This is a genomic window from Phocaeicola oris (assembly GCF_021295095.1).
In the GTDB taxonomy this organism is placed as follows: domain Bacteria; phylum Bacteroidota; class Bacteroidia; order Bacteroidales; family Bacteroidaceae; genus Phocaeicola; species Phocaeicola oris.
In genome coordinates, this window is record NZ_JAJLQX010000014.1 from 22,311 (window position 1) to 35,055 (window position 12,745).

General features: G+C 37.4%; 12 protein-coding genes. 10 read left to right on the top strand and 2 right to left on the bottom strand.

Annotated elements, in window-relative coordinates; translation table 11 throughout:
- Window positions 1-4 precede the first annotated feature (4 nt).
- The 8 genes from LO761_RS08210 (at window position 5) to LO761_RS08245 (ending at window position 9,349) form a co-directional block, all read left to right on the top strand.
- The gene (locus LO761_RS08210) at window positions 5-1,735 is read left to right on the top strand and encodes a TonB-dependent receptor (protein ID WP_272817808.1); all 1,731 of its coding nucleotides are present in this window, start codon (window positions 5-7) and stop codon (window positions 1,733-1,735) included.
- Window positions 1,736-1,854: 119 nt separating this feature from the next.
- Window positions 1,855-4,203, top strand: coding sequence for a type I DNA topoisomerase (gene topA, locus LO761_RS08215; RefSeq protein ID WP_272817809.1), 2,349 nt, complete (start codon window positions 1,855-1,857; stop codon window positions 4,201-4,203).
- Entirely contained in the window at window positions 4,200-4,727 is a 528-nt protein-coding gene (locus LO761_RS08220; RefSeq protein ID WP_272817810.1) for a shikimate kinase, read from the top strand. The genes topA and LO761_RS08220 overlap by 4 nt, the downstream gene beginning before the upstream one ends.
- A 28-nt stretch (window positions 4,728-4,755) precedes the next feature.
- Window positions 4,756-6,648: a biosynthetic arginine decarboxylase gene (gene speA / locus LO761_RS08225; protein WP_272817811.1), complete on the top strand. Its 1,893-nt coding sequence runs from the start codon at window positions 4,756-4,758 to the stop codon at window positions 6,646-6,648.
- A gap of 3 nt (window positions 6,649-6,651) precedes the next feature.
- Complete coding sequence (gene argB / locus LO761_RS08230) at window positions 6,652-7,425, top strand: acetylglutamate kinase (protein WP_272817812.1); 774 nt, start codon at window positions 6,652-6,654, stop codon at window positions 7,423-7,425.
- Window positions 7,426-7,485: 60 nt separating this feature from the next.
- Window positions 7,486-7,995, top strand: coding sequence for an RNA polymerase sigma factor (locus tag LO761_RS08235; RefSeq protein ID WP_272817813.1), 510 nt, complete (start codon window positions 7,486-7,488; stop codon window positions 7,993-7,995).
- Window positions 7,985-8,461 (top strand): hypothetical protein, encoded by a 477-nt coding sequence (locus LO761_RS08240; protein ID WP_272817814.1) that lies wholly within the window; start codon window positions 7,985-7,987, stop codon window positions 8,459-8,461. The genes LO761_RS08235 and LO761_RS08240 overlap by 11 nt, the downstream gene beginning before the upstream one ends.
- 183 nt (window positions 8,462-8,644) lie before the next feature.
- Complete coding sequence (locus tag LO761_RS08245; protein WP_272817815.1) at window positions 8,645-9,349, top strand: M48 family metallopeptidase; 705 nt, start codon at window positions 8,645-8,647, stop codon at window positions 9,347-9,349.
- Between the two features lie 340 nt (window positions 9,350-9,689).
- Here LO761_RS08245 and LO761_RS08250 read toward each other — a convergent pair whose 3' ends face one another.
- Together LO761_RS08250 and LO761_RS08255 are read right to left on the bottom strand one after the other, a co-directional pair.
- Complete coding sequence (locus LO761_RS08250) at window positions 9,690-10,445, bottom strand: endonuclease/exonuclease/phosphatase family protein (RefSeq protein ID WP_272817816.1); 756 nt, start codon at window positions 10,443-10,445, stop codon at window positions 9,690-9,692.
- A gap of 7 nt (window positions 10,446-10,452) precedes the next feature.
- Window positions 10,453-10,854, bottom strand: a complete 402-nt coding sequence (locus LO761_RS08255) for a hypothetical protein (protein WP_272817817.1) — start codon at window positions 10,852-10,854, stop codon at window positions 10,453-10,455.
- 149 nt (window positions 10,855-11,003) lie between these two features.
- On the opposite strand from LO761_RS08255, the gene rimP reads away from it, so the two are divergent.
- The gene (gene rimP / locus LO761_RS08260; protein ID WP_272817818.1) at window positions 11,004-11,471 is read left to right on the top strand and encodes a ribosome assembly cofactor RimP; all 468 of its coding nucleotides are present in this window, start codon (window positions 11,004-11,006) and stop codon (window positions 11,469-11,471) included.
- A gap of 2 nt (window positions 11,472-11,473) precedes the next feature.
- Window positions 11,474-12,739 carry a transcription termination factor NusA gene (nusA, locus tag LO761_RS08265; protein WP_272817819.1) on the top strand — a complete coding sequence of 422 codons (1,266 nt, stop codon included), beginning with the start codon at window positions 11,474-11,476 and terminating at the stop codon, window positions 12,737-12,739.
- Window positions 12,740-12,745 lie beyond the last annotated feature (6 nt).

Here is a 12,745-nt window from a genome sequence, read left to right on the forward strand (position 1 = left end):
AGACATGAAGAAACTGATAATAATTATATTAGGATTACTTCCTTTGACGACCATATATGCGCAGACTGATTCGACTTTGAACAGAACGATTGTTGTGGAAAACGAATATAATCCAACTGTTATAGATGCATCAAAGGTAAACGTACTTCCAAAAGTGGAAGAGCCTACGGTAGCGAAAAAAACGGTAGAATATGCTACGACATCACGTAAAATCATTGGTTGGACAAAGGAGTCAATGATTCCCATAGAGCGCGACATGATGAAGGAAAAGGCTTCCCGTGGATATCTGAATGCAGGCTACGGAAACTATGGCAATGCGTTGTTAGATGCAGGTTATCTTTGGGATATAACCAATGTCGATCGATTGAAGGTAGATTTTCTGCTCAACGGAATGAATGGGAATATTTATTGTCCAATGCATAAAAGATCTGATGATTGGAATTCCAGATGGTATGATACCAAAGTGAAAGTTTTTTATAACCATGTCTTTAAACCGGTAACTTTAAATATCGGCGGAAGTTATATGTCGCAGGTGTATAATTATCTGGGTATTGACTCTGCCAATTCTTTAGCTTGGGTGGGTGAGAACAAGCATCAGCATAATACTGTAGGTGATGTTTTTGTTAGTATTGCTTCATGCGATAAAGATTTACCGTTTCAGTACAAATTGCAAACCGGATTCTTGTATTTTAGTCAGAAGTATAGCACATTCGGTTCCGGTAATTTTGATACGGGCTTTTATGTTATTAATGAAGAATCTTCTAATAATCACGCTAATTATAAGCCCGATAAGGATATAGAGAAGAAGATCCACACAGAAGGTGAAATATGGACAGGCTTGAAAGAAGAACAGTATCTGGGGCTTGCTTTCGGAATGGATAATATGATATATAGTCCATCACGTATGCCGAATTACACTTCTATTTTGTTGAATCCGTATTATACGATTGAAGGTGATGTGTATCGGGCTCATCTTGGCGCACATATCGACTGGTTGTCAGGGGATAATGGTGGGGTGGATTTTGCTCCGAATGTAAAAGCAGAGTATATATTTCAAAATAGTTATATATTATATGTGAATATTGATGGCGGACGTCAGTTGAATGACTATGGTTTTGTAAATGGCATTTCCCGATATTGGAAAATGGATGAATTCTTAAAACCATCTTATACTCAAGTTGATGCAAAGATAGGATTTCGTGCCTCTCCCATGAGCGGTTTATGGTTTAATGTTTACGGGGGCTACCGGATGGTGAGTAATGATATCTACAGCTTGTCAACACTTAAATTCAATGAGCCAAATAAAGGTTATTATACGGTATCATTTGTACAAAGCAAATCAAAAGTTTCATATTTTGGAGCAGAATTGAGATATAGCTATAAAGATTTATTTGAAATTGGTATCAATGGTCTTTATCAAGGTTGGAAGACGAATGGTTTATTTGAGTATACAGATGATGTTTTGCTATATTATGCTCCAAAGTTTAAAATGGATATCTATGCAAAGGGGAAAGTTTATGCAGGGCTAAACATTGATGGAGGATTAAAATATATCAAGCGGTATAGTAATCAGTTGAATGATGTAAATGATCTCCATGTAGGAGCTAATTATGAAATCCTTAAAAACATCTCTGTTTTCGGTCAGGTACATAATTTATTAAATAAGGAGTATGGTATTCTTGGTTATCCACAAGAGAAACTGAATTTCCTTGCGGGAATTAAACTCCGTTTTTAGTAAAAAAATGCTAAAAAGCCGATTTTAAATAAAAAAAAGTAGAAACATACCTATATATTAGGTATGTTTTTTCTTTTTTTCTACTTTTGCCGAGAATTTAAATTGGCGAATTATATATCATGATAAAAAATTTAGTTATAGTTGAGTCTCCTGCAAAAGCTAAAACAATTGGAAAGTTCTTAGGAAATGATTACAAGGTAATGTCCAGCTACGGTCATATTCGTGACTTAAAGAAAAAAGCATTCAGCATAGACGTGGACGATAATTTCAAACCTTCGTATGAAGTTCCGGTAGAGAAAAAAGAGTTAGTTGAACAGTTGAAGAAAACTGCCGAACAAGCAGAAACTGTATGGTTAGCTTCCGATGAGGATCGTGAAGGAGAAGCTATATCTTGGCATTTGTTTATAGTATTGAAATTGGATCCGAAAAGAACAAAACGAATTGTTTTCCACGAGATTACAAAGAACGCAATTCTTGAAGCAATAAAACATCCTAGGGAGATTGATACTAATCTTGTGAATGCACAACAAGCTCGTCGTGTACTCGACCGTATTGTTGGTTTTGAACTGTCTCCCGTTTTATGGAAAAGAGTGAAACCCGCATTATCAGCTGGACGCGTTCAGTCTGTAGCTGTTCGTCTTATTGTAGAACGCGAGCGTGAGATAAATGCATATACGATTCAATCAGCTTATAAGGTTACAGCCCAGTTCTTTGTACTTGATGCAGACGGAAAGAAAGTAACAATAAATGCGGAATTAAATAAGCGTTTTGAAAACAAAAAAGACGCAGAGACATTCTTGAACGATTGTGCTAATGCCCAATTTAAAATTGAGGATATTACAAAAAAGCCGGTTAAGAGAAGTCCGGCTTCACCTTTTACGACATCCACTTTACAACAAGAAGCAGCTCGGAAGTTAGGATTCTCTGTTTCTCGGACGATGACCATTGCGCAACATCTGTATGAAAGCGGTTTTATTACTTACATGCGTACCGATTCTGTTAATCTTTCTTCTTTAGCATTAGGCACATGTAAAAAAGAGATTATTAAATTGGTTGGTGAAAAATATGTAAAGACTCGTCAATATACCACACATTCCAAAGGGGCACAAGAAGCTCATGAAGCTATCCGACCAACCTTTGTTTCCAATGAAACAATTGAAGGAACCGTTCAGGAAAAGAAACTTTATGACTTGATTTGGAAGCGAACCATTGCATCCCAGATGGCTGATGCAAAGATGGAAGATACAATAGCCACGATAGGTATCGGTGGGAAAGAAGAAAAATTCATTGCAACCGGTAGTATAGTTATCTTCGATGGGTTCCTTCGTGTTTATCGTGAATCATTTGACGATGAAATAGAACAAGATACAGAAGCTAAACTACCACCATTAACTATTGGAGAAGATCTTGTACAGAAGTCTGTTACAGCAGCACAGCGTTTTACACAGCATCCTCCTAGATACACGGAAGCTAGTTTGGTGCGTAAACTCGAGGAATTGGGCATTGGGCGTCCTTCAACCTATGCACCTACTATATCAACAATACAGCAACGGAGTTATGTTCAGAAAAGCAATATTGATGGTACAGAACGTTCTTATAATATCTTGGAACTGAAGAAAGGTCAGATTTCTGATATGGATAAAACAGAAATTACCGGAACGGAAAAGGGAAAGTTATTGCCAACAGATATTGGCATAGTTGTCAATGACTTCTTGATGACTAATTTCCCAGAGATTATGGATTATAATTTTACAGCGAATGTAGAGCAAGACTTTGATAAGATTGCTGCAGGTAAGGCAGAATGGACTAAATTGATGAATAATTTTTATAAGAGTTTTCATCCATTAGTTGATAAGTCAATCAATACAAAAGGAGAGCATAAGGTAGGTGAACGTATGTTAGGCAATGATCCGAAAACAGAAAAACCTGTTTATGTAAAGATTGGCAAATTTGGTCCTGTATTACAATTGGGGACTGTTGAAGATAAAGAAAAACCAACGTTTGCTCCATTACCAAAAGGTATATCAATGGATACAGTAACTTTGGAAATGGCATTGGATGCATTCAAGTTACCAAGACTATTAGGTCAGCAGGACGGTAAGGATCTTATTGTTGGTATAGGACGTTTCGGGCCATTTGTTCGCTTGGGGAATACTTTCGTTTCTGTTCCGGAGACAATAGATCCGATGGATATCACCATGGAGGAAGGATTAGCGCTGCTGCAAGCTAAAAAGGAAGCCGCAGTAAAAAAACAAATAAAGATATTTGCAGAAGAGCCTGATTTACAGATCCTCAATGGACGTTTTGGACCGTATATTTCATATAAGAAAGAGAATTACAAGATTCCTAAAAATATGAATCCGGTTAATCTGACGTTAGAAGATTGCCACCATATTATAGAAACTCCTAAAAAAGCAAAGTCAATTCGTTCTTCTCAAAAAAGGAAGGCAACTGCTAAGAAGAAATGAAACGTATATTTTTAATTGGATATATGGGGGCCGGGAAGACTACCTTAGGGAAAGCTTTCTCTAAGATTAAAGGTTTGGAATTCATTGATTTGGATTGGTATATAGAATCGCGTTTTCATAAAACTATACCTCAACTGTTTTCTGAACGTGGTGAAGATGGCTTTCGAGAATTGGAGAAGAGGATGCTTCATGAAGTAGCTGATTTTGAAGATGTGGTTATTTCGACTGGAGGTGGTACTCCTTGTCATTTTGATAATATGGATTATATGAATAAACAAGGGGAAACCGTATTACTTGAAGCAAAACCTGAAGTGTTGTTTAATAGGCTTAAAATATCTAAGAATCAGCGCCCATTACTTGCTCATAAGAGTGACGAAGATCTGATGAATGCAATAAAGGAAGGAATGACAAGTAGAGCTGTTTTTTATTCAAAAGCTATGTTTCGTTTCCCATCCGATGAATTGGAAAGCAGGGAACAAATAGCAGATTCTGTTCAGAAATTATCAGAATTATTAAATATCTAATATTATATATTACACAGAATTGAAAGAAATGAGAAAATGGCGTATTGAAGATTCGGAAGAGCTCTATAATATTATAGGCTGGGGTAGGCCGTACTTTAGTATCAATGAGAAAGGACATGTAGTAGTTACACCTAAAAAAGGTTGTGCCAGTGTTGATTTACGGGAAGTTATAGATGAGTTGCAGTTGCGTGATGTTTCAACACCTGTATTGCTTCGATTTCCTGATATTTTGGATAATCGAATAGAACAGATATCGGAATGTTTCGATAAAGCTTCAAAGGAATATGGATATAAGGGAGAAAACTTTATTATATATCCAATTAAAGTAAACCAGATGAAGCCTGTTGTTGATGAGATTATCAGTCATGGCAAGAAATTTAATTTAGGTTTGGAAGCCGGTTCAAAACCGGAATTGCATGCAGTTATTGCCGTTAATTCTGATTCTGATTCTTTGATTATTTGTAATGGATATAAGGATGAAAGTTATATAGAGTTAGCTTTACTTGCCCAGAAGATGGGTAAACGAATTTTCCTTGTAGTCGAGAAATTAAATGAACTTCGACTGATAGCAAGGATGGCAAAGCGTTTGAATGTTTGCCCCAATATAGGAATTCGCATTAAGCTTGCTTCTTCCGGTAGTGGCAAATGGGAAGAAAGTGGCGGGGACGCAAGTAAATTTGGCCTGACTTCCAGTGAATTGCTGGAAGCACTTGATTTTCTTGAGAAGAATAAACTAAAAGAGAGCCTGAAATTAATACATTTTCATATTGGTAGCCAGGTCACAAAGATACGTCGTATTAAAACAGCTTTGCGTGAAGCATCTCAGTTTTTTGTTCAACTTCATGCGATGGGATTCAATGTTGAATTTGTTGATATAGGCGGCGGATTGGGCATTGATTACGATGGAACTCGTTCCTCAAATAGCGAGAGCAGTGTAAATTATTCTATTCAAGAATATGTGAATGACTCTATTTCCACATTGGTTGATGTGGCTGATAAAAATAATATCCCTCATCCGAATATTATCACGGAAAGCGGTCGTTCTCTGGCAGCCCATCATTCTGTTCTTGTCATCAATGTCTTGGAGATAGCGTCTCTTCCAAAGATGCCGGAAGAGTTTGAGGCGACAAAGAATGAGCATGAATTAGTTCAGGAGTTATATGATATCTGGGATAATTTGAATGTAAGCCGAATGTTAGAGGACTGGCATGATGCTCAACAGATACGTGAGGAAGCTCTCGACTTGTTTAGTCATGGTATTGTAGATTTGAAGACACGGGCTCAAATTGAGCAGATGTTTTGGTCGGTTGCGCATGAAATCAATAATATGGCTAAACAGCAGAAGCATGCTCCTGATGAGTTGAAACAGTTAGATAAATTATTGGCTGATAAGTATTTTTGTAATTTTTCTTTATTTCAGTCATTGCCTGATTCTTGGGCTATTGATCAGATATTCCCTATTATGCCTATTCAGCGATTGGATGAGAAACCTGATAGAGAAGCAACCTTACAGGATATTACATGCGATTCTGATGGCAAGATTGCCAATTTTGTTACTCAAAGTACGATATCTCAATCTCTTCCTATCCACTCCTTGAAATTGGGAGAACCTTATTATATTGGTGTATTCCTTGTTGGTGCTTATCAGGAGATTTTAGGTGATTTACATAATTTGTTTGGTGATACGAATGCTGTTCATATCTCTGTGGAAGAGAAAGGATATTCTATTGAACAGATTATTGATGGAGAGACCGTTGCCGATGTATTGGATTATGTCCAGTATAGTTCCAAGCGATTAGTGCGTACGTTGGAAACATGGGTTACCCGTTCGTTGAAAGAAGGTAAGATTACCGTTGAGGAAGGTAAGGAGTTCTTGTCTACTTACCGATCGGGATTGTATGGCTATACTTATTTGGAGTAAATAATGAAAGAGAAACTTACGATAGTAAAAGTCGGTGGTAAAATTGTTGAGGAAGAAGATACACTTCAGCAGTTACTTTCCGATTTTGCTTCTTTCCCAGGGTATAAAGTACTTGTTCATGGTGGTGGACGTTCAGCTACAAAGTTAGCAACACAGATGGGAATAGAGACGAAAATGGTTAATGGCCGTCGTGTTACGGATGAGGCTATGTTGGATATTGTGACGATGGTTTATGGCGGATTGGTTAATAAACATGTGGTGGCCGGCTTACAAGGCAGAGGGCTGAATGCAATAGGTCTGACGGGAGCAGATATGAATGTGATTCTTTCTCACAAACGTCTTGTTACTGAGGTGGATTACGGAATGGTAGGGGATGTTGAAAAAGTAAATGGCGCGGCTTTAGCGTCTCTTATTGAAAAAGATATTGTTCCGGTAATAGCTCCTCTGACACATGATGGGAAAGGACATTTACTGAATACGAACGCAGATACCATAGCAGGAGAAACAGCCAAAGGCTTAGCCGACTTTTTTGATGTTACCTTAATATATTGTTTTGAGAAGAAAGGTGTTTTGCGAGATGTCGATAATGAAGACAGTATTATTCCAATCATTACAAAAGAATACTTTGCCAAATATGTCGCCGATGGCACTATCCAAGATGGTATGATTCCTAAATTAGAGAATGCTTTCTCAGCTATTAATGCCGGAGTCTCGCAAGTCATCATCGCGTCTGCGGCTGTTCTGAGGGGATATGGAGGAACAATTATAAAGAAATAATAAAAAAATGACGGGTGAGTGTAACTTTTTGGTCACTCACCCGTCTATATTAATAGAACGATGCGAGAAATCAGTTTTAAGAATGATATTTTACCACTGAAAGATAAACTTTATCGGTTAGCCTTTCGAATTACATTAGATAGTGCGGAAGCTGAAGATATTGTTCAAGACACACTGATGAGAGCCTGGGAAAAACGGGAAGAATGGAATCGGATTGATTCAATTGAAGCATTTTGTTTAACGATAGCGCGTAATTTAGCTATTGACCGAAGTCGGAAAATGGAGACACAGAATGTGGAATTGATTTCCGAAAGGGAGGAGCAACTTGATGCATCTACTCCTTATGACCAGTTGACTGAGAATGAGCTGTTAAAGTTAGTCCATCGGTTGGTGAATGAGCTACCTGAAAAACAGCGATCTATCATTCAATTGCGAGATATAGAGGGGAAGAGCTACAAAGAGATTGCAGATATTATGCAATTGCCGGAGGAACAAGTAAAAGTGAACTTGTTTAGGGCAAGGCAGAAAATAAAGCAAAAGTATTTGGAGATTGAAAATTATGGATTATAAATATATTGAACAATTGGTTGAACGTTATTGGAATGGTGAGACTTCTTTGGAAGAGGAACAAATTCTGCGTGCTTTCTTTCGTCAGAAAGAAATTCCTACCAGCCTGCTTTGCTATAAAGTAATCTTTGCTTATGAGGATAGAGAAAAGCAGAAAGGATTGGGAGATGATTTCGATGCAAAGATTTTGGAAAAGATTGAAATTCCTACTATAAAAGCAAAACGTTTGACCTTGCGTTCTCGGTTGATGCCCTTGATGAAGGCTGCTGCTATGGTAGCAGTAGTTATGCTAATTGGAATGATTGCCGAACATTCTATGGACAAGCAAGGAGAATCAATGATTTATGTTCATGATGAGTATAGTGAAACCTCCAGTGAGCCTGAGGTAGCAGTTCAGCAGACAGCTCCTGAAGATTCTGTTAAAATAATGGCTGTGGAGGATGAAGAAGACATAAGTAAGGAGAAATAACATTTTCATTTGCTTTAATATATAATGGTAGTTAGTGCTTATTTAAGAACATTAGCGAAGCTGTGAAGCTTCAATTCTCTCAAATTTTAATCAACTAACTAAATAGTGCGGGGGTGATTGCGTGAGTAATCGCCCCTTAAAATTGTTTTGATGTTTCCGTTAGAAATCATTAATTTTGTGTCTATGGTAACAAAAAGAGTGATTGCAGATAAGGATTTTAAACAGATTATCATTCGTACGCATAGAGGAATGAAGAATATGACTATGCGTGTTAAAGCCAATGGACTCTATGTTACAGTTCCTCCTTTCAGCCGGACAGATGAGGTTTTAAGGGTTTTAGAGCAGTATCGCTCTCCTTTATTAGAGAAATATAAGAAGGTTGCAAAGAAATCTTTCGATATGAACTATACTATAGATGTTCAGAGCTTTAAATTGAGATTGGCTCCGGGACCGTTTACTTTTTTTTCGGTGAAATTTGAGGATGAGAAAGTTATTATCTACTGCCCAAAGAATGTTGATTTCTCTAATGATGATGTGCAACGATTGGTACGAAATGCTATCATTCGTGCAATGAGACGCAGAGCAGAGGAATATCTTTCTCCATTGCTGAAAGTATTGGCTGAAGAGAATCATTTCACTTATAAGAAAGTGCGTATTAAGGCAACTAAAAGCAGGTGGGGAAGTTGTTCAGCTGCAGGAAGTATAAATCTTTCGTGTTATTTGTTGCTTCTTCCACCACATCTTATTGATTATGTTTTGCTACATGAACTTTGTCATACGAAAGAGATGAATCACGGACCGAAATTTTGGGAACTGCTCAACAGCGTCACCGGAGGATTGGCTTTTCAGCTACGCAAAGAATTGCGAGATCTGAAAGTTGATTTTTAAAGTTGTAATTTGATATCGAGTAAGGAAATAGACATTTTCTTAAGAAAGCACTATAGGTCTGTAAGTCCTTAAATAATAGGCATATAAGTTCAAAATGCTACATATTGCAAATCTATATCTTGTACAATGCGTATGACCAAGTGAAGTGATACGCATCAGTTAGTCAACTCATCCGTATGAATTGCTCAACTCATGCGGATGAGTTGTTCGATTCATACGGATCATTTTTGTAATTCATCCGTATGGCTTTCTGAAGTGATGCCCATCCTTTTGAATATTGATATTCGACATCTTGACATTAGATAAAAATAAATTCGGAAATTCTCTAAGAATCAATCTATCAAAGTGAAGAACTCATTTTTACTTTTATAAAGACAGGCCGATGGTCGGAAGCGACAGACTCGTTAAGGACTAGAGCTTTTTTGACCTTGACGGTCTTCGGGCTGTTTTTTAGTTTCATAATATAATCAATCGTCTTTGTTGGTTTATCTGAGGGCCATGTCGGAACAGAGACATCGTTTAAGATTGAAAAGTATTTCTCAAATAATAAGATTTCTCGGGAGTCTGGCTCAGAGTTAAAATCTCCTGCGATAAATACAGGTTTATTGACATTAAGTTCCGTCCATATTTTAATTATTTTCTCAGCAGAAGCTATGCGATCGGCTTGCGTTAGGGAAAGATGGGTGCAACAGAATACATATTGATCAAACTCTGCTATTATCAGAGCCCGTTGTTCCTCTCTTCCGGGGAGAGATGTACGAATAATTCGTAAAGGTTTCTTTTTACTTAATATGCCGATACCATATTTTCCGCCATCATAATTAATGGCCGGAGCGTATGAAGGATGAAGTCCTGTCCGAATTGCTAATTCTCCAAGAACATATTTCCCTTTGCTACGAGTAGTGGCACTGTCAATCTCCTGAATAGCAACAATATCCGGCTTCATTAGCTTAATAACATCAGCCTGACGGTTAAAATCCTGTTGATTGTCCATGCCTAATCCGCTTTTAATGTTGTAGCTCATCATCTTAATGGTTTGGGAACTAACTGAAAATACGGACAGTATCATCAATATGGAAAAACAGATTTTCTTCATATTTCTTTTATCTTTCAGTTTCGAGCATGTAAATGATTCCGTTTTGTTTGGTAATTTTTATGATGCTCCCTTTATCATTCAAATTGAATGGTGTTGTATTATCCGTTTTATTGTCTACAATCATTAAAGCACTACTTTCAGCAAAGCGATTGATAGTCATTTTGGTGGTCTCATCAGGCATAACCTTATTAAGTAAAAGGCTGTCATTGATATATACCGCAATGCTATCTCCGGCAAAATCATTCGATATTTCAATGCTGTATTTTCCTTCGTAAAAGATTTTGCCGTCTTTTCTCTGATAACGGAAAGAAAGGTAAATAAAAATAGCCACAATTAGAAAGATTCCAAGAGCCAATAGTCCGTTACCAACCATGAACTGTTTGTTGATATTTAAGTTGTTTTTACCCATAATCTCTATTTATTTATTGTTTGTTTTGCAAAAATAGATTTTTTTACTCGAATATTTTGTAGTAGTGACATATAATTTGTATATTTGCAGCGATTTGGATGAATGGTGGGGCTTGAGAGAGCCCTTTTTTTATTCTTAATTGTATATAGATGATTGACAAAAATGTTGTAACTCGAATTGTTGAAGAGTGGTTGAAAGGGAAAGACTACTTTTTAGTCGATATAAATATCAGCCAGGACGATAAAATTGTCGTAGAGATTGATCATGCCGAAGGTGTGTATATAGATGATTGCGTGGATTTAAGCCGTTACATTGAATCAAAGTTAGACCGTGACAAGGAAGACTTTGAATTGGAAGTTGGTTCAGCCGGTATTGGTCAGCCTTTTAAAGTTCTGCAGCAATATAAAAATTATATCGGCAAGGAAGTTGAAGTGATGACTAACGCAAATCGGAAATATACAGGTATTCTAAAAGATGCCGATGAAGATCACTTTATGGTTACTATAGAAAAGAAGATTAAACTTGAAGGAGCAAAGCGTCCGAAGATGGTACCGGAGGATGTTCCTTTTAAATATGATGAAATAAAATATACTAAGTACTTAATTAGGTTTAAATAGTTATGGCCAAAAAGAAAGAAGAGACAGTCAGCTTGATTGACACGTTTGCAGAATTTAAGGAACTGAAGAATATTGATAAGACCACCATGGTCAGTGTATTGGAAGAATCGTTCCGCAATGTGATTGCAAAAATGTTTGGCACGGATGAGAATTACGATGTGATCGTTAATCCGGATAAAGGAGATTTAGAGATATATCGTAATCGTAAAGTGGTGGCTGATGACCAGCTGGCAGATCCTAATATGGAAATCAAACTGTCGGATGCCCGGAAGATAGACGCTTCGTATGAAGTGGGAGAAGAAGTAACAGATGAAGTGCCTTATTCTAAGTTTGGCCGTCGGCTTATTCTGACGTTGCGTCAGACATTGGCTTCTAAGATTTTAGAACTTGAAAAGGATAGTTTGTATAATAAATATATTGATAAGGTAGGTACCGTTGTCAGTGCTGAGGTTTATCAGGTTTGGAAGAAAGAGATTTTGTTGGAAGATGATGACAAAAATGAGTTATTCTTGCCAAAGACAGAGCAGATCCCAAGTGATTTCTTCCGAAAAGGAGAAACCGTTCGTGCTGTGGTTGCTCGAGTTGAAAATACGAATAACAACCCCAAAATTATCTTAAGCCGTACGTCTCCGGTATTCTTGGAACGATTGTTTGAAGCAGAGGTTCCGGAAATCATGGATGGTTTGATTACCATTAAGAAAATTGCTCGTATTCCCGGAGAGCGTGCAAAGATTGCGGTTGAATCGTATGATGATCGTATCGATCCTGTTGGAGCTTGTGTTGGCGTGAAAGGTTCCCGTATTCATGGTATTGTTCGTGAACTGCGAAACGAGAACATTGATGTCATCAATTATACTTCAAACATTCAATTGTTTATACAGCGTGCGTTGAGTCCGGCAAAAATTTCTTCTATAGTTCTCCATGAAGAGGATAGAAAAGCAGAAGTTTATTTGAAGCCGGAGGAGGTTTCTTTGGCGATCGGTAAGGGCGGTATGAATATTAAACTTGCCAGTATGCTTACCGATTATACGATTGATGTGTTCCGCGAATTGGATTCAAATGATCAGCAGGATGAAGAAGATGTTGCTTTGGAAGAATTCAAAGATGAAATTGACGGATGGGTGATCGATGCCATCAAAAGTATTGGTTTAGACACTGCAAAGGCTGTGTTAAATGCTCCTCGTGAGATGTTGATTGAGAAAGCGGACCTTGAAGAAAGCACAGTGGATAACGTGCTGAAAATTTTAAGAGCTGAATTTGAAGATTAGTCAATC